The 22,274-nt window shown below is 68.4% G+C and carries 22 protein-coding genes; 9 read left to right on the top strand and 13 right to left on the bottom strand.

The window, feature by feature from the left end; translation table 11 throughout:
- The first annotated feature begins 79 nt into the window (after positions 1 to 79).
- The 8 genes from METUNV1_RS11480 to METUNV1_RS11445 all read left to right on the top strand — a co-directional run bounded on the left by METUNV1_RS11480 (position 80) and on the right by METUNV1_RS11445 (position 9,585).
- Positions 80 to 3,868 carry a nitrate reductase subunit alpha gene (locus METUNV1_RS11480; protein WP_008061878.1) on the top strand — a complete coding sequence of 1,263 codons (3,789 nt, stop codon included), beginning with the start codon at positions 80 to 82 and terminating at the stop codon, positions 3,866 to 3,868.
- Between the two features lie 11 nt (positions 3,869 to 3,879).
- A complete protein-coding gene (narH, locus tag METUNV1_RS11475; RefSeq protein WP_008061877.1) occupies positions 3,880 to 5,403 on the top strand; it encodes a nitrate reductase subunit beta in 1,524 nt (507 codons plus the stop codon).
- Positions 5,404 to 5,636: 233 nt separating this feature from the next.
- Positions 5,637 to 6,335, top strand: coding sequence for a nitrate reductase molybdenum cofactor assembly chaperone (gene narJ / locus METUNV1_RS11470; protein ID WP_043359773.1), 699 nt, complete (start codon positions 5,637 to 5,639; stop codon positions 6,333 to 6,335).
- A complete protein-coding gene (gene narI, locus METUNV1_RS11465) occupies positions 6,332 to 7,069 on the top strand; it encodes a respiratory nitrate reductase subunit gamma (protein WP_008061875.1) in 738 nt (245 codons plus the stop codon). Before narJ ends, narI begins: the two co-directional genes overlap by 4 nt.
- Before the next feature lie 109 nt (positions 7,070 to 7,178).
- On the top strand, positions 7,179 to 7,958 hold the full coding sequence (locus tag METUNV1_RS11460; protein WP_008061874.1) for a peptidylprolyl isomerase: 780 nt from the start codon (positions 7,179 to 7,181) through the stop codon (positions 7,956 to 7,958).
- A 72-nt stretch (positions 7,959 to 8,030) separates the two neighbouring features.
- Positions 8,031 to 8,726 (top strand): carbonic anhydrase, encoded by a 696-nt coding sequence (locus tag METUNV1_RS11455; protein ID WP_008061873.1) that lies wholly within the window; start codon positions 8,031 to 8,033, stop codon positions 8,724 to 8,726.
- A complete protein-coding gene (locus METUNV1_RS11450) occupies positions 8,720 to 9,148 on the top strand; it encodes a hypothetical protein (RefSeq protein WP_008061872.1) in 429 nt (142 codons plus the stop codon). Before METUNV1_RS11455 ends, METUNV1_RS11450 begins: the two co-directional genes overlap by 7 nt.
- Before the next feature lie 14 nt (positions 9,149 to 9,162).
- The gene (locus METUNV1_RS11445) at positions 9,163 to 9,585 is read left to right on the top strand and encodes a BLUF domain-containing protein (protein ID WP_008061871.1); all 423 of its coding nucleotides are present in this window, start codon (positions 9,163 to 9,165) and stop codon (positions 9,583 to 9,585) included.
- 19 nt (positions 9,586 to 9,604) lie between these two features.
- Here the strand turns inward: METUNV1_RS11445 and METUNV1_RS11440 are convergent, their stop codons facing one another.
- From METUNV1_RS11440 to METUNV1_RS11415, 6 genes are all read right to left on the bottom strand, one after another.
- A complete protein-coding gene (locus METUNV1_RS11440) occupies positions 9,605 to 10,381 on the bottom strand; it encodes a hypothetical protein (RefSeq protein ID WP_008061870.1) in 777 nt (258 codons plus the stop codon).
- An 85-nt stretch (positions 10,382 to 10,466) separates the two neighbouring features.
- Positions 10,467 to 11,258, bottom strand: coding sequence for a LamG-like jellyroll fold domain-containing protein (locus tag METUNV1_RS11435; RefSeq protein ID WP_242059661.1), 792 nt, complete (start codon positions 11,256 to 11,258; stop codon positions 10,467 to 10,469).
- A gap of 154 nt (positions 11,259 to 11,412) precedes the next feature.
- Positions 11,413 to 13,041: a sensor histidine kinase gene (locus tag METUNV1_RS11430; protein WP_008061867.1), complete on the bottom strand. Its 1,629-nt coding sequence runs from the start codon at positions 13,039 to 13,041 to the stop codon at positions 11,413 to 11,415.
- Between the two features lie 383 nt (positions 13,042 to 13,424).
- Positions 13,425 to 14,879, bottom strand: coding sequence for an amidase (locus METUNV1_RS11425; protein WP_008061865.1), 1,455 nt, complete (start codon positions 14,877 to 14,879; stop codon positions 13,425 to 13,427).
- A gap of 61 nt (positions 14,880 to 14,940) precedes the next feature.
- Positions 14,941 to 15,333, bottom strand: a complete 393-nt coding sequence (locus METUNV1_RS11420; protein WP_139026352.1) for a hypothetical protein — start codon at positions 15,331 to 15,333, stop codon at positions 14,941 to 14,943.
- Positions 15,334 to 15,342: 9 nt separating this feature from the next.
- On the bottom strand, positions 15,343 to 15,582 hold the full coding sequence (locus METUNV1_RS11415) for a hypothetical protein (RefSeq protein WP_043359767.1): 240 nt from the start codon (positions 15,580 to 15,582) through the stop codon (positions 15,343 to 15,345).
- A gap of 179 nt (positions 15,583 to 15,761) precedes the next feature.
- Between METUNV1_RS11415 and trxC the strand changes: the two genes are divergently transcribed.
- The gene (trxC, locus tag METUNV1_RS11410; RefSeq protein WP_008061861.1) at positions 15,762 to 16,190 is read left to right on the top strand and encodes a thioredoxin TrxC; all 429 of its coding nucleotides are present in this window, start codon (positions 15,762 to 15,764) and stop codon (positions 16,188 to 16,190) included.
- 38 nt (positions 16,191 to 16,228) lie between these two features.
- Here the strand turns inward: trxC and METUNV1_RS11405 are convergent, their stop codons facing one another.
- The 7 genes from METUNV1_RS11405 to METUNV1_RS11375 all read right to left on the bottom strand — a co-directional run bounded on the left by METUNV1_RS11405 (position 16,229) and on the right by METUNV1_RS11375 (position 22,259).
- Positions 16,229 to 16,933, bottom strand: a complete 705-nt coding sequence (locus METUNV1_RS11405) for a hypothetical protein (RefSeq protein ID WP_043359852.1) — start codon at positions 16,931 to 16,933, stop codon at positions 16,229 to 16,231.
- Positions 16,934 to 17,037: 104 nt separating this feature from the next.
- The gene (locus METUNV1_RS11400; protein WP_008061859.1) at positions 17,038 to 17,484 is read right to left on the bottom strand and encodes a GNAT family N-acetyltransferase; all 447 of its coding nucleotides are present in this window, start codon (positions 17,482 to 17,484) and stop codon (positions 17,038 to 17,040) included.
- Between the two features lie 40 nt (positions 17,485 to 17,524).
- Positions 17,525 to 18,013, bottom strand: coding sequence for an AraC family transcriptional regulator (locus METUNV1_RS11395; RefSeq protein WP_008061858.1), 489 nt, complete (start codon positions 18,011 to 18,013; stop codon positions 17,525 to 17,527).
- 27 nt (positions 18,014 to 18,040) lie between these two features.
- Entirely contained in the window at positions 18,041 to 18,274 is a 234-nt protein-coding gene (locus tag METUNV1_RS11390) for a DUF1653 domain-containing protein (protein ID WP_008061857.1), read from the bottom strand.
- A 69-nt stretch (positions 18,275 to 18,343) separates the two neighbouring features.
- Positions 18,344 to 19,216: a Rossmann-like domain-containing protein gene (locus METUNV1_RS11385; protein ID WP_008061854.1), complete on the bottom strand. Its 873-nt coding sequence runs from the start codon at positions 19,214 to 19,216 to the stop codon at positions 18,344 to 18,346.
- Complete coding sequence (locus METUNV1_RS11380; protein WP_008061852.1) at positions 19,213 to 20,826, bottom strand: VWA domain-containing protein; 1,614 nt, start codon at positions 20,824 to 20,826, stop codon at positions 19,213 to 19,215. Before METUNV1_RS11380 ends, METUNV1_RS11385 begins: the two co-directional genes overlap by 4 nt.
- Positions 20,823 to 22,259, bottom strand: coding sequence for an AAA family ATPase (locus METUNV1_RS11375; protein ID WP_008061850.1), 1,437 nt, complete (start codon positions 22,257 to 22,259; stop codon positions 20,823 to 20,825). The genes METUNV1_RS11380 and METUNV1_RS11375 overlap by 4 nt, the downstream gene beginning before the upstream one ends.
- Positions 22,260 to 22,274 lie beyond the last annotated feature (15 nt).

Raw genomic sequence — 22,274 nt, 5'->3', positions numbered from 1 at the left:
GCACCGCAGGCGGTACCGGTCCGGGCCCCGGACACGCACACCGACACATTCATCGAAAGACTCAGCCCGGAGCGTACATATGAGCCACTTTCTAGACCGACTGACCCACTTCTCAGCCCCGAAGGAAAGCTTCTCGGGCGAGCACGGCATCGCCACCGGCGAAGACCGCAGCTGGGAAGACGCCTACCGCGATCGCTGGGCGCACGACAAGATCGTCCGTTCCACCCACGGGGTGAACTGCACGGGCTCATGCTCGTGGAAGATCTACGTCAAGGGCGGCATCGTCACCTGGGAAACCCAGCAGACCGACTACCCGCGCACGCGCTGGGACATGCCCAACCACGAGCCGCGCGGCTGTGCGCGCGGTGCCAGCTACAGCTGGTACCTGTACAGCGCCAACCGCGTGAAATACCCGATGGTGCGCGGCCGCCTGCTCAAGACCTGGCGCGAGGCGCGGCTGAAGCACGGCCCGGTCGAGGCGTGGGCGTCCATCGTCGAGGACGACGCCAAGCGCCGTGACTACCAGCAGGTGCGCGGCCTCGGCGGCTTCGTGCGTTCCAGCTGGGACGAGGTGAACGAGCTGGTCGCCGCCGCCAACGTCTACACCATCAAGAAGCACGGCCCGGACCGCATCATCGGTTTCTCGCCGATTCCCGCCATGTCCATGGTGAGCTACGCCGCAGGCAGCCGTTACCTCAGCCTGATCGGCGGCGTGTGCATGAGCTTCTACGACTGGTACTGCGACCTGCCGCCGTCCAGCCCGCAGATCTGGGGCGAACAGACCGACGTGCCGGAATCGGCCGACTGGTACAACTCGACCTACATCATCGCCTGGGGCTCCAACGTTCCGCAGACCCGCACGCCGGACGCACACTTCTTCACCGAAGTCCGCTACAAGGGCGCCAAGACGGTCGCAGTGACGCCCGACTACGCCGAAATCAGCAAGCTGGCCGACCTCTGGCTGCACCCCAAGCAGGGCACGGACGCGGCGCTGGCGATGGCCATGGGCCACGTCATCCTGAACGAGTTCTACTTCAAGCGCCGCAGCGAGTATTTCGACGACTACGCCCGCCGCTACACCGACCTGCCGATGCTGGTGCAGCTGAAGGAGCACACGCTGCCGGACGGCCGTACCGTGCTGGTACCCGACCGCTATGTGCGCGCCAGCGACTTCAACGGCAAGCTGGGCCAGGCCAACAACCCGGAATGGAAAACGGTCGCCTACGATGAAGGCGGACGCGTGGTGCTGCCGAATGGTGCCATCGGCTTCCGCTGGGGCCCGGACGGCCGCGCCGACGCAGGCCAGTGGAATCTGGAAGCGAAGGAAGCGCGCCACGGCGGCGACGTGAAGCTCAAGCTGTCGGCGCTGGAAGGCGACAACTCACCGGTCGAATACGTACAGGTGGCCTTCCCCTACTTCGGCGGCACCGAACACGAACACTTCCAGAACAGCCCGCAGGCCGGCGGCGACGTGCTGCTGCGTACCGTGCCGGTGCAGCGCATCGCGCTCGGCAAGGCCGGCGACAAGCGCGACACCCTGGTCGCCACCGTGTTCGACCTGCAGGTGGCCAACTACGGCGTGGGCCGTGGCCTGCCGAACGACACCGGCGCGACCGGCTACGACGACGACACGCCCTACACCCCGGCCTGGCAGGAGCGCATTACCGGCGTGCCGCGCGATCAGGTGATCACGGTTGCCCGCCAGTTCGCCGACAACGCCGACAAGACCCGTGGCAAGTCCATGGTCATCATCGGCGCGGCGATGAACCACTGGTACCACTGCGACATGAACTACCGCGGCATCATCAACATGCTGATGATGTGCGGCTGCATCGGCCAGAGCGGCGGCGGCTGGGCGCACTACGTGGGTCAGGAGAAGCTGCGCCCGCAGACCGGCTGGACCGCGCTCGCCTTCGCGCTCGACTGGATACGTCCGCCGCGGCAGCAGAACTCGACCAGCTTCTTCTACGCGCACACCGACCAGTGGCGCTACGAGAAGCTGGGTGTCGAGGAAGTGCTGTCGCCGCTGGCCGACCCCGCGCAGTGGCAGGGCAGCATGATCGACTACAACGTGCGCGCCGAGCGCATGGGCTGGCTGCCCAGCGCGCCGCAGCTGAAGACCAATCCGCTGCAGGTGGTCCGTGACGCCAGCGCCGCCGGTGTCGATCCGAAGGACTATGCAGTCGGCGCCCTCAAGAACGGTACGCTCGAACTGAGCTGCGAAGACCCGGACGCACCGCAGAACTGGCCGCGCAACATGTTCGTGTGGCGCTCCAACATCCTCGGCTCCAGCGGCAAGGGCCACGAGTACTTCCTGAAGCACCTGCTGGGCACCAGCAACGGCGTGCAGGGCAAGGACCTGGGCGTGGATGACGCGAAGCCGGCCGAAGTGCGCTGGCACGAGCACGCGCCGGAGGGCAAGCTCGACCTGCTGGTGACGCTCGACTTCCGCATGAGCACCACCTGCATGTATTCGGACATCGTGCTGCCGACCGCCACCTGGTACGAGAAGAACGATCTCAACACCAGCGACATGCATCCCTTCATCCACCCGCTGTCGACCGCGGTGGACCCGGCCTGGCAGTCGCGCAGTGACTGGGACATCTACAAGGGCTTCGCGAAGAAATTCAGCGAGGTGTGCGTCGGCCATCTCGGCGTGGAACGCGAGCTGGTGCTGACCCCGCTGATGCACGACAGCCCGGCCGAACTGGCCCAGCCCTTCGGCGTCGCCGACTGGAAGCGCGGCGAGTGCGACCTCATCCCGGGCAAGACCGCGCCGCAGATGACGGTGGTCGAACGCGACTATCCGAATGTCTACAAGCGCTTCACCGCGGTCGGACCGCTGATGAGCAAGGTGGGCAACGGTGGCAAGGGCATCGCCTGGAACACCCAGGACGAGGTACGCCAGCTCGGCGAACTGAACGGCCTGGTGACCGAAGAGGGCGTGACCAAGGGCATGCCGCGCATCGACAGCGACATCGACGCCTGCGAGGTGGTGATGATGCTGGCGCCGGAAACCAACGGTCAGGTCGCGGTCAAGGCGTGGAAGGCGCTCGGCAAGCAGACCGGCCGCGAACACGAGCACCTGGCCATCTACCGCGAAGACGAGAAGATCCGCTTCCGCGACATCCAGGCGCAGCCGCGCAAGATCATTTCGTCGCCGACCTGGTCCGGTCTGGAAAGCGAGAAGGTGTCGTACAACGCCGGCTACACCAACGTGCATGAACTGATCCCATGGCGCACGCTGACCGGCCGCCAGCAGTTCTACCAGGATCACCCGTGGATGCGCGCCTTCGGTGAAGGCTTCGTGAGCTACCGCCCGCCGGTCGACCTGAAGACCACCGGCGAGATCGCCGGCATCAAGCCGAACGGCAATCCGGAGATCCAGCTCAACTTCATCACGCCGCACCAGAAGTGGGGCATCCACTCCACCTACAGCGACAACCTGCACATGCTGACGCTGAACCGCGGCGGTCCGGTGATCTGGCTGTCGGAGGACGACGCGAAGCGCGCGGGCATCGTCGATAACGACTGGGTGGAACTGTTCAACGTGAATGGCGCGATCACCGCCCGTGCGGTGGTGAGTCAGCGGGTGAACCCGGGCATGGTGCTCATGTACCACGCACAGGAAAAGATCATCAACACGCCGGGATCGGAAATCACCGGCGCGCGCGGCGGCATCCACAACTCGGTCACCCGCATCGTGCTCAAGCCCACCCACATGATCGGCGGCTACGCCCAGCTTTCGTACGGCTTCAACTACTACGGAACCATCGGCACCAACCGCGACGAATTCGTGGTGGTGCGCAAGATGAAGCGCGTCGACTGGCTCGACGGCGAAGCCGCCACCGACACCGCCCACGCGTAAGGAGAGATGACATGAAAATACGCGCACAGATCGGCATGGTGCTCAATCTCGACAAGTGCATCGGCTGCCACACCTGTTCGGTCACCTGCAAGAACGTGTGGACCAGCCGGCCCGGCATGGAATACGCCTGGTTCAACAACGTCGAAACCAAGCCCGGCATCGGCTACCCGAAGGAATGGGAGAACCAGGACAAGTGGCAGGGCGGCTGGATGCGCCGTGCCGACGGCTCCATCGTGCCGCGCCAGGGCGGCAAGTGGCAGCTGCTGATGAAAATCTTCGCCAACCCGCACCTGCCGGAAATCGACGACTACTACGAGCCCTTCACCTTCGACTACGACCACCTGCAGTCGGCGCCCGAAATGAAGGCGACGCCGACCGCACGGCCGCGCAGCCTGATCACCGGTCAGCGCATGGAAAAGATCGAGTGGGGTCCGAACTGGGAAGAGATTCTCGGCGGCGAATTCTCGAAGCGCTCGAAGGACAAGAACTTCGACGAGGTGCAGAAGGACATCTACGGCCAGTTCGAGAACACCTTCATGATGTACCTGCCGCGGCTGTGCGAGCACTGCCTGAACCCGGCCTGCGTCGCCAGCTGCCCGTCCGGCTCGATCTACAAGCGCGAAGAGGACGGCATCGTGCTGATCGACCAGGACAAGTGCCGCGGCTGGCGCATGTGCGTGTCCGGCTGCCCGTACAAGAAGATCTACTACAACTGGCAGAGCGGCAAGGCCGAGAAGTGCATCTTCTGCTACCCGCGCATCGAGGCCGGCCAGCCCACCGTGTGCTCGGAAACATGCGTCGGCCGCATCCGCTACCTCGGCGTTCTGCTGTATGACGCAGACCGCATCCAGGAAGCGGCTTCGGTCGAACACGACCGCGACCTCTACCAGGCCCAGCTCGACATCTTCCTCGACCCGAACGATCCGGACGTGATCGAACAGGCGCGCGCCGACGGCATCCCCGATTCGTGGATGGAAGCCGCCCGCCGCAGCCCGGTGTACAAGATGGCGGTCGAGTGGAAGGTGGCGCTGCCGCTGCACCCGGAATACCGCACGCTGCCCATGGTGTGGTACGTGCCGCCGCTGTCGCCGATCACCGCCGCCGCCAATGCCGGCCAGATCGGCAGCAACGGCGAAATCCCGGACGTGAACCAGCTGCGCATCCCGGTGAAGTATCTGGCCAACCTGCTCACCGCCGGCGACACCCAGCCGGTGGTGCGGGCGCTCGAACGCATGCTGGCCATGCGCGCCTACCAGCGCACCAAGCATGTCGATAACCGCATCGATCTGGCCGCGCTGAAGCAGGTCGGTCTCAGCCAGGCCGAGGTGGAAGACATGTACCACGTGATGGCCATCGCCAATTACGAGGACCGCTTCGTCATTCCGAGCACCCACCGCGAATACGCCGAGAACGCCTTCGACGTGCGCGGCGGCTGCGGCTTCTCCTTCGGCAACGGCTGTTCGGAAGGCAGTTCGGACACCAGCCTGTTCGGTGGTTCGAAGCGCCGCACCATTCCCATCAAGGCGGTGGTCTGAGATGAGGCCCCCCACGCTCACTGCGTTCGCGCAGGGCCGGCTTTGCACAGCCGGCCCGTTCGGCAGGCGTAGCACATGTGCTGCGCAACCCCTGCCTAACCCCCGCCAAGGGGGCTGCGCTCGCCCTTGGGGCGGCCCGGCGGGCAGCGCGTTCTCACCTGCAGGCGCCGATTGCCCTTCGCTTGGCGGACCGTGCGCATGTCCTCCCCAACTCGTTCATGAGGACCCTCTCAATGTTTAGTCCACCGAAGATGACCCACACGCTGCGCGCCTGCGCGCTGCTGATCGGCTATCCGGACGCCGGCCTGCGCGGGCTGCTGCCGCAGATCGCGCAGGCGGTGCGCGACGAGGCGGCACTGTCCGCGTCCCGGCTGGCGGAACTGGATGCGCTGATCGACCTGCTGCAGCGGCAGGACGCCATCGAGGCCGAAGCGGCCTATGTCGAACTGTTCGACCGCGGCCGCTCGACCTCGCTGCACCTGTTCGAGCATGTGCATGGCGATTCGCGCGACCGCGGCCCGGCCATGATCGATCTGGCGCAGACCTACGAGAAGGCGGGTCTGCATCTGGGCCCGGCCGAACTGCCGGACTACCTGCCGGTGGTGCTGGAATTCGCCTCCACCCAGCCGCCCAAGGAGGCGCGCGCCTTCCTGGCGGAAATGACCCACATCCTGAACGCGCTGTTCACCGCGCTGGTGAAGCGTGAAAGCCGTTACGCCAGCGTGATCGGCGCACTGATCGAACTGGCGGGCGAGCGCGCGCAGGCGGTGAAGATCGCCGACGACGAAGCGCTGGACGACAGCTGGGCCGAGCCGGAAGCCTTCGGCGGCTGTTCGACCCAGGGCCAGGCGCGCCCGGGCACGCACCAGCCGGTCACCCGCCCCGTCCACATCGTTCGCAAGACCCCGGTCACCCAAGGAGCGCAATCATGACGTCCTGGCTCGACAACCTGCTGTTCGGCTACTACCCCTACATCTGCCTCGCGGTGTTCTTCATCGGCAGCCTGCTGCGCTTCGATCGCGACCAGTACACCTGGAAGAGCGACTCGTCGCAGCTGCTGCGCCGCGGCCAGCTGCGGCTGGGCAGCAACCTGTTCCACATCGGTGTGCTCTTCCTGTTCTTCGGGCACTTCTTCGGCATGCTCACGCCGCACGCGGTGTACGAGCACTTCATCGGCGCCGGTGCCAAGCAGCTGGTGGCCATGGTGACCGGCGGCATCGCCGGCCTGCTGGGCTTCCTCGGCCTCACGCTGCTGCTGCACCGCCGGCTGACCGAGCCGCGCATCCGCGCCACCTCCAAAACCAGCGACATCGTGATCGCGCTGCTGCTGTGGGTGCAGCTGCTGCTGGGTCTGGCCACCATCCCGCTGTCGGCCCAGCACCTGGACGGCAGCATGATGCTGCGGCTGGCCGAATGGGCGCAGCGCATCGTCACCTTCCGCGCCGGCGCGCCGGAACTGCTGGCTGAAGCCGGATGGGTGTTCAAGACCCACATGTTCCTCGGCATGACCATCTTCCTGGTGTTCCCCTTCACCCGTCTGGTGCATGTGTGGAGCGGCTTCGCGTCGGTGTTCTACGTGTTCCGCCCGTATCAGGTGGTGCGCGCCCGCCGGCTCAACCTGCCGGCCGGCCACAACCAGCCGCGGCAGCCGGGCGCCGGCATCTGAACCGGTGCCGGCCGCGGTCACGCCGCGGACGCCGCTTATCTGGTAGACAGTCGTGGGTACGGCCGCAGCGGTCGTACCCACGACAGAACCGACACCACGAGGAGAACCCATGCAGTCCACCCAAGACAGCCGCGTCGCGCGGGTCAACGGCATCGCGATCAGCGGCCCGGACGAAGACCTGCCGCAGGACGAGCTGCGCAACCGCGCCTGCACCGAACTGCTGCGTCAGGCCGCGCAGAAGGCCGGCCTGCTGTCTGCGGACGACACCCAGTCGGCCGACGGACTTATTTCGGAAGAGGCGGCGGTGGCCATCGACACGCTGATCGGTCAGGCGGTGCAGGTGCCCGAGCCGTCGGAAGAGGCCTGCCGCCGTCACCACGCCGCCCACCTCGGGCGCTACACCGTGGGCCAGCGTGCGCGGATGCGCCACATCCTGTTCGCGGTGACTGAAGGCGTGGACGTGAACGCGCTGCGCAGCCGCGCCGAAGCGGTGCTGGTCGAGGTGCGCGCGCACGCCGACGGCGAAGACCCCTTCCCGGAGGCGGCCCGTGCGTGCTCCAACTGCCCGAGCAGCGAACGCGGCGGCGACCTCGGCTGGCTGGCGCCGGAAGAGGTGGTGCCGGAATTCGCCCGCGCCATCTTCGGCCAGCCGGACATCGGCGTGCTGCCGCGCCTGGTGCACAGCCGCTTCGGCTTCCACGTGATCGACGTGCAGGAACGCGAAGCCGGCACCGTGCTGCCCTTCGAGGAAGTCCGCGCCACCGTGGCCGCCTCGCTGCGCCAGCAGAGCTTCGCCACCGCGCTGCGCCAGTACGTGGCGCTGCTGGCCGGCCACGCCACGCTTGAAGGCGTGGACATGGACATGGCCGACACTCCGCTGGTGCAGTAGACGCACGATGAAACCGGCGGCGCGCCCTCCACATCCGCGGCGCCCGCCGGCCCGGCCTTTCCGGAAAACGCCATGCCCGACGAACTGCTGACCCGCCTGCGCCGCTTCCACGACCACACCTTTCCCGGCGTGCAGGACCGCTTCCAGCATCTGGTGCGCGACGGGCAGCACCCGACCATCCTGTTCATCGGCTGTTCGGATTCACGGCTGGTGCCCTATCTGCTGACCGGCACCGGCCCGGGCGAGCTGTTCATCGTGCGCAATGTCGGCGCCTTCGTGCCGCCCTACGACGGCAGCACGCGTCAGGGCCAGCTGGCCGGTTTCCACGGCACCTCTGCCGCCATCGAATACGCGGTACTCAACCTGAAAGTGGCCCACATCGTGGTGTGCGGCCACAGCCACTGCGGCGGCGTGCGCGCGCTGTACGAGGGCGTGAGCGCCGAGGCGCCCAATCTCAATGCCTGGCTCGACCTCGGCCGCGAGGCGGTGCTGCCGGTGCAGCTCACCGACGAGGCGCTGCGGCGCACCGAACAGCGCGCGGTGGTGCTGCAGCTGGAACGGCTGATGGACTACCCCATGGTGCGCGCCGGCGTGGACGCCGGTCGCATCGCGCTGCACGGCTGGCACTACGTGATCGAGGACGGCGAAGTGCACGTGTTCGACGTGCATCGCGGCGCCTTCGTGCCGGCCTCCAGCGCGGAACACAGCGGCACCGGGCCCTTCCTGCCCTTCGCGGGTGACGAACCGAGCCCGATCGACGCATGGTGAGCCATACTGCGCGCATGCACGCGCACGATCACGACGCCTCCTCGCCCAACCGCCGCGACTTCCGTGGCCGCCGCTGGGCCATGGTCACGCTGCGCTCGCTGCATCTGGTGGGCGTGGTGCTGGTGGGCAGCGCGCTGCTGACCGGCCATGACGAATACCGGCGCGCCGCCGCGCTGCTCATGCTGGCCACCGGTCTGGGCATGTATGCGCTGGAGGTGTGGAGCAAACCCCGCCACGCGGTGGAACTGGCCGGCCTGTTCATCCCTCTGAAGCTGGTCGGCGTTGCCGCCATGATCGTGCTGCCGCAGTCCTCGGCCGGCCTGTTCTGGCTGCTGCTGATCGCGTCCTCGGTGGTGTCGCACGCGCCGGCCGGTTTCCGTCACATCCGCCCTTTCTCCGCGCACGCGGACGAGCGCCACTGATCTTTCCGCTTCAGATGCCCCTGCTGCAGATCATCTACACCAGCACGCTGGTGGAGGACGGCCCGGCCGTGCTCTCTTCCATCCTGGAAACCAGCGTGCGCAACAACGCGCGCGAAGACATCACCGGCATGCTGCTGCACTCGGCCGGCAACCTGCTGCAGGTGATCGAGGGCGAGGCTGACCTGCTGCGGGCGCGCTACGCCCGCATCTGTGCCGACCCGCGCCACAAGGGACTGATCGAACTGTCGCAGGACACGATACCGGACCGCGAATTCGGCCTGTGGAGCATGGGGGTGCGCAATGTGGAGGCGGAGGACATCGCGCCGGCCGGTGCGTCGGCCGTGCTGTTCAGTGGCGGCTTCGACCGGCAGATCTTGGCCGCCCGCCCCGGTCTGGCGCGCGAAATGCTCACGCTGTTCAGCCACCACATGCGCTGAGCGCCGCGGCTCGCGCGCCTCAGACGCGCACCGCGCGGCGGCGCGCGTTCACCGCCGCCAGCATCCCCAGTCCGGTCAGCAGCATCGCCCGGCCGTCGGCCTCGGGCACCGCCGGAATCGCGGGCGGTCCGGCCTGCAGCGTGGCTTCGAACCAGGCCGGCCCCCAGCCCGCGGTCCAGTTGCCGGTCAGCAGCGCATTGAAGTCGTCCGGCGAGGTGTACATCCACAGATTGGGCGAAGTCGTGACCGCCGGATTGCCGTCGTACGAAACCGGCATTTCATAGGTGCGCAGCGGCTGCAGAGGCAGACCTTCCGGGCTGATGAACGCGAAGTACCACTGGTTGGCGGCCAGCTGCAGGCCCGGTTCGAACGTGAACTTCTGGATATCACCGCTGTGCACGGTCGTGGTGACCGCGCTGGTCCACAGTACCTCGATCAGGTCGCCGGACGCGCCGGCAGGCAGACCGCTCCGGTAGCCCCAGCTGCCGATGAAGGCGCGGAAGTTCATCGTGCCGCCACTGTTGGTGTAGCCGCTCAGCTGGCCGGTGATGTCGGTGCGCTGGCGCAGGAAAAGGCTGAAATCCTCCAGCCACAGGTCGCTGCCGGTGGGGCGGAACGTGACGCCCATGCTGCCGGAGATCGGTGGCGTGAAGTCCGGCCGGTCGGACACCACGCAGCACTGTGCGCGATAGCGCACGTGATTCGGCCCGGTGACGCTCTCGGGCGTCAGATCGATCAGGGTTTCGGCATGGAGCGGCAGGGCGGCCAGCAGTCCGGCCAGGGCAAGGACGCGCATCAGGGTCTCCATCAGTGTCGGATGACCTGACGGTAAACCCGGATGCAGCGGCCTTGCACCCCGCGAACAGGGGTGTCGGCGCCGCTTACACGCGGCGTCGGCGCGCGGCCCTGGCCACCACCGCGCCGCCGGCCAGCATCATCAGCGCGGACGCCGGTTCCGGCACCGCAGGCAGCGGCGGCAGGCCGCCCACCTGATCGGAACTCAGTTCGACGTCGTACAGGCGTATCGACGCCACCGCACCGTCGGCGAATTCGCCCTGCCCGCCGCCCACCAGATTGTCGGCGAAGAAATGGATGAGCCGCTGCGGATTGGCCGAGGCATAGGCGCTGAAGTTCAGCGAGGTGGTGCTGAGGTCGAACTGGAAGATGCCGTCCATATAGGCGGTCACCGTGTTGTTGCCGCGGTTGGTCAGCGTGACGCGATGATATTCGCCGACGGTGAAGCGGGTCGGGCCGTCCCCGCTCGGCCACACCTCCAGCCGGCTGTCCGGATCGATGTAGAGCGCGTTGTCGCTCTGCCGGTTGGACACGCCGAAAATGTTTTCCCAGCTCGAAGTGTTCGGCTCGAACTTGAACACGATGTCGATCGAATAGGCGTCGTCACCGTTCAGCAGGCCGCTGCTGTTCACCAGCAGGCCGGCCTGCTGGCTGGGTGTGCTGTTGCCGTCGAAGCGCCACACCCAGCGGGTTTCACCGAACACCGTGTCCTGCACGAAACCGCTCAGGCCCAGCGGATCGATCACGCCCAGCGCGGGCACGCCGGCCTGATCTGCCGCCAGCGTACGGTCGAATCGCCAAGTCGCGACCGGCTGCGGATCGGCCGCGGACGCGGCGAACGTCGCACCGAGCGAGGCGGCGGACAGGACTGAAAACACACTTGTGCGAAAGCTCATCATTGCCATCCTTCAGTGGATATCGGACGACCGGGCCGGCAGCAAGATCGATACCACAACGACATGACATTGATTGCACGCGGAAAATCTCAGTGGCGTCGCGGCCACTGTCAGAAAGCTCGACAGCCGTGCCGGCTCACGCCGCGGAGGTCACCGCTTCCCTTGCAGGCAGGGACAGGCTGAGCCGGAACTCGCTGCCCTGACCGGGCCGGGCCCGCACCGAAAGATCCGCACCGATCAGCTGCGCGCTCTGTCGGGCGATCGCCAGTCCGAGCCCCAGGCCGCCATAGCGCCGCGTACTGGAGGCGTCCTGCTGCACGAAGGGCTGGAACAGCCGGGGCAGCGCCTCCGCCGCGATGCCGATGCCGGTATCGCGCACCACATAGGTCAGCAGATGACGGCCGTCGGCATCCGCCGCTGCCACTTCGAGCGACAGCGAAATGCGGCCGGAAGGCGTGAATTTCAGCGCGTTGTCGCCCAGCAGCTGCAGGATGTGCGCGATGCGCCCGGCATCGCCCACGAGCGTCGGTGCCGACCCTGCGATATCGACCTCGAGGTGGAGGCCGCGCGCCACCGCCATCGGCGACAGCGCGCACGCGAGCGTGCGCAGCGGCTCCGCCGGATCGAAAGGCGCGTCCTTCCGCGCCGTGCTGCCCGCCTCCAGCGCGGTGTATTCCAGTACCCGTCCCAGCATGTCCATCAAGCCGCTCGCCGCTCCGCCGAGCGCGTCCAGCAGTTCGCGCTGAGCCGGGTCATGCACCTCTTCGGCCAGCAGCTCGGACAGCCCCAGAATCTGATGCATCGGCGTCCGCACCTCGTGGCTGATGCCCGCGAGAAAGGCGGACTTCGCGCGCGACAGCTGCTCCAGTTCGCCGGCCCGCCGCTGCAGCTGGGCGTTCAGCGACTCCACTTCGAGATTGCGCTCCAGCAGGCGGGCCGACAGCTGGTCGCGCGCCTGTTCCGCTTCGCGCCGGGCGGTGATGTCGACCAGGGCGATCAGCCACTCGTCGCCTACCCGGGAGGCAGAAACCAGACAGGTCAGCGCCGGCCGACCGCTCGGTTCGAAGTGCATTTCCAGCAGCCCTCCGGGCTGGCTGTCGCGCTCGCAGCTGCCCAGCAGACGCTCCCAGCCCTCCACCGTCATCGAACAGCGCGTGCGCGCCAGCCAGTCGGCGAACAGGGGCTGCGGGCGGTCCGTCTCGCCGAACAGCGTGTCGAACGCGATGTTGCTGCGGCGGAGCGCAAGCGCGCCCGCCCGGCGTTCGAGCGAGCACTTCGGCAGCGGCGAAGCGGAGAACAGCGAGCGGAACAGCCGCTCCTGCGCCTCACGCAGTTCGGTCACGTCGTACAGCGTGCCGACGATGGCGTCCTCGTCGCGGAAGCGGGCCAGCGCGAACGATGCCTCCACCCAGCGCACCGCGCCCTGACGGGTGATCAGTGGAAGGTCATAGCGCGAAGGCACGCTTTCGCCGGCCTGGCGCGCGATCTGGTTGGCCAGCAGCTGCTCGCGGTAGTCCGGATGCACCAGTTCGAACACGCCCATGGACAGCAGTGCCTCACGGTCGTAACCCGAAATGCGGCAGGCCGCCGGATTGACGAACAGCACCTGATTGCCACGGATCACGAAAATGGCCGCCACCGCGGTGTCGGCCAGCGCGCGGAACAGGTCGCGGTCTGCGGTGAGCGAAGCCTCGCTCCCGCGCAGCGCGCGGTTCAGCGCCGCCAGCCTCAGCAACAGGCCGATCACGAGCGCGGCGACTGCCATGACAAGTGCGTTGAACCCCCACCCGTAAGGCGCGAACGCCTGGACAAATGGGGGAATGGACGCCGGCGGAACAGGGACGGACATCTGGGTTCACCTTCCATATCGGTTCATGTCCGGAAGGGGCGCCTTCACCGCCGGGAAAGGCACCGCTCATGACAACGCCGCGGATTCTGACAAAAAAGGCGCGGACAGATGTCTCACTGCCCGCGCAAGACAGCGCTTTTACGATGTTTGACCGAAGGCGGCGCCGGGCGACGATGAGAGCGCCGTGCGCGCGCCGGCACCCGCCGGGAGCGGCGGCGTGCAGCGCACGGACGTCCGGTCGGTGTGGCGAGCGTCCGGCGCGTTCAGGTCAATGAATGCACGCCGTCCTGCCTGCAACGTCAGCGCAGGCCGGCGCACGGCGGCGCACGGCGGGCGGGCAGCATGCGTTCCAGTACCGCGCAGTTCGCCAGCAGCGCCTCGTCCTGCCAGCGCCGGCCAACCAGCTGGACACCGACCGGCAGTCCGTCCTCGATGCCGACCGGCAGCGTCACCACCGGGTGGCCGGTCAGCGAGAACGGTGTCACCAGCCCGATCGCGCCTTCTGCAAAGTGCAGGCGCGCCTCGTCCACCGCAATGTCCGGCGGCCGCTTCCACCACAGCAGCCGGGTCTGCGGATAGGCCACCGACGGCGCGACCGGACACAGCCACACATCCCACTCGCCGAGAAAGCGCTCGATCGCGCGAATGAGGCGGTCACGCATGTTCAGCGCGCGGTTGTAGCGCTGCGCATCCAGCGCCAGCCCCTGCACGAAGGCGTGCGCCAGTGGCTGGTCGCGGGTGATGAAGCGGCCGGTCACCGACAGCAGGCGGCGTGCCAGCGCCGGCATGCCGAGGCCGATTTCAGTGCCGGCCAGCCAGCCGTAGGCCTGCCATGCCTTGTGCGTGTCGAAACCGTCCGGCTGCCGGCGCTCCACCACGCAACCGCCCGCCTGCAGCGCAGCCACCGCACGCGCCAGACCGGCCCGGGTGCGCCGGCACAGCGGCAGGCCGCCGAAGTCGTCCCACCACGCCACGCGCAGCGGTCGCGCGGGTGCCGACACCGGCTGCACCGGTACCCGCGGCACTTCGGTGTCGAGATCGTCCGGACCGGCCATCACCGCAAGCGCGCACTGCAGGTCGGCCACCGAAGGCGCCAGTGCTCCGAAGGCCAGCATGTGGCGCACGCTGCGCCGGCCGCCCGGCAGATGCGGAATGTGGCCGCTGCGCGGAATGCGGTTCTCGGTGGCCTTCAGCCCGGCCACGCCGCAGTAGGCGGCCGGAATGCGGATGGAGCCGCCGATGTCGCTGCCCGGATCGAGATAGGAAAAGCCCATGGCCACCGCCGCCGCGCTGCCGCCGGAACTGCCGCCCGGCGTGAGCGCCGGGTCCCACGGGTTGCGCGTCGGCCCGAACAGCGGGCTCCAGCATTGCGGCGTGCCCGCCAGTTCCGGCAGATTGGTCTTGCCGACGATGACCGCGCCGGCCGCCCGCAGCCGTGCGACCACGGTGGCATCGCGCGCCGGAACGTGCCGTGCCAGCGGCGGATGGCTGCTGGTGGTGAGCAGGCCTGCGGTTTCGAACGAGTCCTTTACCGTGACCGGCACGCCCAGCAGCGGCGGCAGCACACCACCTTCCGCGCGCCGGCGGTCGGCCGCCTCCGCCGCAGCCCGTGCGCCCGCCTCGTCCAGCGTCACCACCGCGTTGATGTCGCCGTTGCGGGCGCGGATGCGCGCCAGACAGCGTTCGAGTTCGTCGGCGGCAGACGTGTCACCGCGCGCAATGCGGGCAGCGACGTCGAGGGCGGTATCGGTCATGGACAGCTCAGCAGGCCGCGGGAAGAACTCGCGGCAGAACGCTTACTTTGGGGAGCTGGCATCAGACATGGTCATGCCGCCAGCGGCGCGGTACGAAGCGCAGCAGCGGTACAGGTGCCTGACCCGGCATATTCAAGGCCTCCGACAGATCGAGTTTCAGATCCCCGCGCTCAGGCGATGGCGGCTCCATCCCGAAATCCACCGACATCTCGCGCCGCGACAGCCCAAGGGTCTGCGCGCCAGAGACAGGTTTGAAGCCCCAGGAGCCCTCCGGCGACGGCTTTCCGTCCGGCCCCCAGCGGCCGAACTCGTACGAGGCCACCGGATGGAGCACGACATCGCCCACGATCAACGTCACGTGCTCGGGATGAAAGGTCGCTGTTGCGTTCGCGGACGTCATCGACAGAAAGAGGCGGGTGAGCGGGGGACGGGATGAGGAAGACGGCCCGGTCACGCTGCGTTCCTACACGGGCAGGCCGATGATCTTGACACGTTCGGCGTCGAACCCGTGATTCTCCAGACGGACGACCATCTGCAATCCGGGAAGCAGGATCGGTGCAGGCATGAGCCCGCCCGCGTCTTCGGGCGACGCAATACAGGCAGGCGACGCCTCGATGCATGCCTGGTGCATCCAGCCGGCCCGTTCACCGACACAGCCGGTCAGTGCCAACGCACACAGGCCGATGCCAGCGCTGCGCAACATATCTGCCTTCCTTCGTCCGCTCGCTCCTGTCTGCGAATGCTACCCCACAACAAGTGAGGACATACCGGTGTCAGCGCTGTGACAGACCCCTGCGCAGGTACGCAACGACAGCATCGGTGACTGGATTTCCTGGCCGACATCCCCATCTGATGCACATACCCTCTAACCGGCCTGACACCATGCACATCGCCTGCCCCCGCTGTTCCGCCACCAATCGCGTGCCGGACGACCGTCTGGACGACGGCCCGGTCTGCGCCCGCTGCAAGGCGCCGCTGCTGGCGCCAGAACCGTTCGCGCTCGATGACACGCAGTTCGATGCCTTCATCGATCGCACCGAGCTGCCGGTCGTGGTCGATTTCTGGGCCGCCTGGTGCGGTCCATGCCGGGCGATGGCGCCGCAGTTCGAAGCCGCCGCCCGCCAGCAGCCCCATGTGCGCTTCGCCAAGGTCGATACCGAGGTGGCCCGGCAGACCGCGGCCCGCTTCGCCATCCGCAGCATTCCGACGCTGATGCTGTTCAGCGGTGGCGTGGAGGTGGCACGTCAGGCGGGCGCGATGAGCGCGGCCGACATCGTGCGCTGGGTGCAGGCGCACACCCGGAAAACCTGAGCGCCTGCCTTCCGGAGCCGGGGTGGAGTGATGCCGGCTCAGCCCGCCAGCCGGCGACGGGCGGCAACACCGGCCACCAGCAGGCCGGCGCCCCACAGCGCGAAGTCGTCCGGCTCGGGCACGGCGGACACGCTGCCGGCCATCACGATGCGGCTCACCCGACCGGCGATCGCCCAGTCGGGCAGTGCCGGGGCCGTATCGGCAACGGGCAGCAGCCAGGACCACGAGGCTGTCTGCGGATAGGCCACGCTGGCTACCAGATGTACCTGTTGCGCGTCCAGTCGCCCGGCGTAATGGGTGACCGGAGCCGACGGGTTGCCGCCGGTCACGCAGGCGCACACCAGCGGATCCATGGGCCCGTAGAAACCGTCGTAGTCGAGAAAGCCCGGCTCGGGCCGCAGCGTGGCGGTGAGCCCGTCCATCGGCAGGAAGGTCGGCAGCGTCAGCGCGTAGGCCGGCGCACTGCCGTAGTCGATCTGCAGCGCGCTGAACCAGGCACGGCGGATGGACGGGTCGTAGTCGGACACGCCGATGTCGGCCTGCAGCGCGCCGCTGATCGAATACCGGGTGTAATCGCTCACCAGCGTCCAGGCCGGGCCGCCGAAGGCCCCGCCGTCCGTGATGTACACGTAATGCGCCGTCTCCACCTCGACATGGCTGAGCTGCGGATCGAAACGGTATTCCGCCGCCTGCACGGCACAGGACAGCAGCAGCGCGCAGCTTGCGGCAAGAACGTGCTTCATCGACGCGACCTCCTCGTGGGCAATGGAGGCCAGCATGCCGCGTGAATGTGATGCTTTCGTTGAGTCGGCGCATGAGCCGCGCCGTAGTCCGCTCCCGTTCGGGATCAGATCGCCAGCCAGCGCATCGGCTTCATCGGCGACGCCACGAAGCCGTGCCGCGCGTAGAAACGCTGGGCATCGACGTTGACGGTATCGGTCAGCAGCGTGATGCGCGGGCAGCCCTGCTCGCGGGCGAAGGCGATCGCCGCCTGCAGCAGCGCGCTGCCCACGCCACCGCCACGGGCCGACGGCGCGACCACCATGTCCTCCAGCAGCAGCACGCGCTGACCCAGCGCGGTGGACACCGTGTAGAGCAGATTCACCATGCCGGTGACCTCGTCGCCCTGGCGCGCCAGCAGCACGGCGCCGACCCGCGGATCGCCGACAATCATCGCCAGCCCGCGCGCCTGCGCGGAGATGTCGGGCGAGAACTCGGCTTCTTGCGAGAACAGCACAGACAGCAGTCCGCACAGCGCGGGAATGTCGGCGGGGGTGGCGGTATCGATCTGCATGACAGGCTCCTGAAGACAGGCCTGCATCATGACGGCATTTTCAGCGGAGCGGGCACAGCGGCAGGAAGAGATCGCTCTCCGCCGCGCTTTCGGGCACTTCGGGATGAAAGCGGAGCCGCTGCAGCCAGACCGGAACATCGCGTCGGGTTTCGCCGCTGTCCGGCAGCCATTCGGCATGCAGGAAGCGGATCGCGTCACCCAGCGTGTCGTCGCTGCCGACATGGCGCAGCACCGCGCAGCGTCCGCCGGGAATGACCCCCTCGACCACACCGTGCGGATTGGCGGCGACCGGCTCGCTGACCGCTGCACACAGGTCAAGCCTGAAATCCGCCGCCGTACCGCCCTCAGGAACGCGGTACAGGATGTTGTAGGTCGCGCTGACCGCGGGCGGCAGCCGGTGCGCACGCCGCCAGTCGATGAAGCGGCGGATCGACGCGTCCAGCGTGTCCGGGTGGCCGTGATGTGCCAGCACGGCCACCCGTATCGCCGGCTGTTCAACGATGCGCACGTCGGCGCGGTGAAATCTCATGGGCATTTTTTGCGCCAGCGCCCACGATCAAGCGGCGACCGGTGTGAAACGCTGGAGCACCACCCCGCCGATCTCGACCTGACCGACGAACATGTCGAAAAGCCGCACCCACAGCCCGGAGTCGTTGTACAGCGGCCGGTACAGCACCATCGGCTCCAGCGTTTCGCTGTGCCGCACGACGCAGACCACTTCGTACTCGCCGCCCTTGTAGTGGCGGTAGCGACCGGGGGCGATGGCGGGCAGAGGCGGCAGATCACTCATGTCAGATATCCGTGGGCGGGTTTCGGGATGCACAGTGTGCCAGCGGACCTGGGTCGGGCGCGGCCCGGTCTAGCGGACGCGTTCGAGAAGTCGATCGAAACCGGGCCATCCGTCGACGGTCAGCGCGAACTTGGAGGTGGCCCTGCGGCCCTTGTGCCTGTCCTTGTCGCCGGACGTGAGCCCGTCGATGAAGGCGGCGCGGTCCTCGACCCAGCTGCCGCCGAGCAGCGTGACGCCGCGGGCGAACAGCGCGTCGGGCAGACAGCCGGCGCTGGGGCCGACCATGGCGAACCAGCGGGCGGCGCGGCAGTGGGCGAGCATGCGGTCCAGCGTGTCGTTCAGCAGCAGCGTGCTGGTGGACAGCACCTTGCTGCAGCGCTCCAGCGCGCTGGCGTCGGTGGTGACCCGCCAGCCCTCGCGTTCGCCGACCGCGCGCTCGTCCAGTTCGATCACGGTGAGGTCGGCACCTGCGGCGACGATGCGCTCCACCAGCGGACCGAACAGGCCGATCATGCCGATCGTGTCGCCCGGCTGCGGATCCATCTGGCCGATGGAATCGCTGCTGCCCTCCGGCCGGTAGCCGGCGCGGTCGAACAGGCAGCGGGTGATCGCGTTGGCGCAGACGAAGCCCAGCGTGCGATCCACGCCCTGCCCGCTCACGTAGCGGCGGGCCAGCGCCAGCGCGTCCGTGCCCTTCAGGTCATCGAGGCCGGGGCCCTTGCGCAGCCGCTCCAGCGTGTCGTCGAGCAGCACGTATGAGAGCCCGATGCTGCCATCTTCCAGTTCCAGCGCGCAGAACTCGCCGCGCGCGTGACCGCTGGCGCCATCGCGGCAGGGTTCGTCGGCCACCGGCGGCGGCAGGTGCAGCGCGCGCACGCGCGGCAGCGGCATGCGTGCTGCCAGGGTTTCGATCTGGGCGAGATAGTCGGTGGCGAAGCTCATGCGTCGGGTTCGTCAGGTGAAGAATGGGGAGGCCGCAGGTGATCCGGCAGCGGCTGGCCGCGGCGCAGGCCGGCCCGCACCGCGGCCGAGGCGACTTCGCCGCTGACCGTGGCGTCGCGGTTCTCGCTGGTGCGCAGCGCGCCCGGAAAATACAGCGCGGTGAGCCGGTGGGTGTGGATGGGCGGCTCGGCGCCGCGCCCTTCGGTGCCGTAGCGGCGCCAGTCGCGCACCGGGTGGATGTGGTCGGCCACTTCGAGAAAGCCGATGGTTTCGCGGTCGCCGATCAGCACGCCCTGCACCCGCAGGCCGAGATCGCGCTTGGCGGCATCGAGCCGTGCCACCACCTCGGGCGTGGCGCCAAAGTCGCCGTCGGACGCGACCAGCAGGTCGGCCATGCGCCACGCGGCCTGTTCCAGCCGGGCCAGCGCGTATTCCAGCGGCCCGCAGATGTCGGTACCGCCGCCGAAGCCCTGGCCCAGAAAGCGCACCAGCCTGTCGATGCCTTCGGCATCGACCGCAATCTCCATGTCCACCACCTCGCCGGCGCCGCCGAAGGCAAACACGTGGCAGGCGCGGCCCTGCGCGTGGGCGGTGCGCACCGCCTCCAGCACCACCGCCTTGGCCACTTCGCCGGCGCCCCCCTGCATCGACGCCGAGGTGTCCACGCACACCAGCAGCGGGCCCATCTCGAGCCGGCGGTCCTGCTGCGGATCGGGCCGCGGCTGCAGCACCGGCGCGTCGACATGACGCACTTCGCGCATGCGGTCGTCGTCCTCGTAGCAGAGCAGCGTGCGTTCGGCGCGCCGCGCGTGCCACACCAGACGCAGCGTCGGGTGGCCGAGCAGCACCGCCTCGGCCGGCAGCATGCGGGCGATGCGGTCGGCACGATGCACACCGCGCGTCTCGCCCGGCATGTCGGGCACGCGCACGGTACGCGCCTCGCTACGCCGGGCCACCGCCGACTGCATGACGGTGACCGGCGTGCGGCTCGCCTCATCACTTTCATCGGACAGCCGGGCGCGGCCGAGACGGCGTATGCAGGCGGCCAGGTCAGCCAGCCTTTCCAGCAGCCGGCGGATGCGCAGCACGGTCTGCCAGCCCTCCGACTTCAGCACGCCGGCCAGCACGTCCCAGCGCGCGTCCTTGCTGTCGTCCGGCAGCTTGCCGAACACCTCGATCAGCTGGTCCATCTGGCCGCGGCGCTCCTGCCAGTCGGAACCGAAGGCCTCGATCGCGCGCTGCAGCGCGCCGGTTTCGCTGGCGCCGCGGTCGCGGTAGTCCGGCACCAGATCGAGATGGAACAGCAGGCTCTGCACCACCGTGTCCGACAGCCCTTCGCGGCCGGTGCAGTAGGCGGCCAGATCGAGCTCGGCCAGCGTGTCGCACAGCCGGCGGGCCAGTGCCGGACCGGGCCAGACCCAGTCGCGGTCGGCCGGCACGCGACCGCCGACCAGACCGGCGCGCAGCGCGACCAGGGTCGCCAGCCGCGGCTCGAGCGCACCGTGCGCGTGGGTGAGGCTGCCCAGCCACAGTGTGCGCGGCAGCGCATCGAGTGCGGCCAGCCGCGCTTCACGGCCGGCGAACAGCAGCGGAGCCGGGCCTTCGCTCACGCCAGCGGCTCGTGCTCGACCGGCTCCGGCAGGTCGCTGAAACGGGCGGCCTCTTCGGCCGACAGACGTGGCAGGTTGTCGAAGCCGCGGCGGGCGTCGCAGGCGCGCTCGGCCAGCCCGGCGATCACCGCCGCAGTATCGGCGAGCCGCGCGTCCAGCGCGGCCAGCAGGCCGTCATCCAGCCACAGCGTACTCGCGCGGGCCGCGGCAAGACTGGCGCGCTCGGCGGCCAGCTCTTCGGCATAGCCGGCGATGCGCGCGAGCAGATCGTCGATCTGCCCGGTGCGCGCCGCGATGTGGGCCGGGCCGTAGCGGCGGCGCCGGCTGTAATTCATGCGCAGCGCACCGGCGCCGCCCTTGGCGTCACCGATCACGCCGGCCAGTTCTTCAGCTTTCTCGGTCATGGCCTCCGGCGCGCTGAAACGCAGCCTGCCGGATTCGTCGTAGTCGAGATCGCTCGCGTTCTGTTCGGTTTCGAGCTGGGCCTGGAAAGCCTGCACCACGCGCGACAGGCGCTCCGGCGCGAAGCCCGCGCGCACGCCCAGCCGCGCCAGCAGCCAGTCGGCCACCGCCGCCTGCCGCCCGGCGTCCGGCGCCACGCAGGCGGGCAGCAGCAGCAGGTCCCACGGACCGACCTGGTCGCGGCCCTCGGCCGCGGCCGCGACCCTCAGCAGCCAGGCGGTTTTCACCCAGCGCCGGTCCGACACATAGGCGCCCTCGTCCGCCAGATGCGCGCGCAGTTCGGCCAGCAGACAGACCACCCGCGCCGGCAGCCTCACCGCCTGCGCGGCATTCGACACCGCGCCCAGATCCTCGTCGCCCAGCAGCAGCGCGTCCGCCGGCGGCGTCCATTCGTCGGCGCAGCCGGCCGCCAGCAGCGCGGCAAAGCCATCACCGCTCACCGCGCTGACCGGAATGCGCAGCAGGAAGCGGTCGAAGAAGGCTTCGCCCACCTCGTCGTCCGGCACCTCGTTGGTGGCGCCGATCACGCTGACCAGCGGGCACAGCTGGCGGCCGGCGCCATTGTCGAACTCGCGCTCGTTCAGCAGCGTGAGCAGCGCGTTCAGGATGGCGCTGTTGGCCTTGAACACCTCGTCGATGAAGGCGATGGTGGCGTCCGGCAGGAAGCCGTCTGTATGACGTTCGTAGCGGTCCTGCTCCAGCGCGCGGATGGACAGCGGACCGAACAGTTCTTCCGGCACCGAAAAGCGGGTGAGCAGTCGCTCGAAGTAGCGGGCGTCGCGGAAGGCGCGGTGCAGCCTGCGCGCCAGTTCGCTCTTGGCGGTGCCCGGCGGGCCGATCAGCAGCGTGTGCTCGCCGGCGAGCGCGGCCAGCAGGGTCATGCGCACGACGTGGCGGCGCTCGACCAGGCCCTGTTCCAGCGTGGCGAGCAGCGCGGCCAGACGTGAGCGGAAGGCAGTGGAGGTGTTCATCGGGCGGAATCTTTC

This window comes from Methyloversatilis universalis FAM5, from assembly GCF_000214035.2.
GTDB lineage: Bacteria > Pseudomonadota > Gammaproteobacteria > Burkholderiales > Rhodocyclaceae > Methyloversatilis > Methyloversatilis universalis.
Note: the sequence above shows the minus strand (reverse complement) of the source record. Positions and strands in the feature narration are given on the sequence as shown.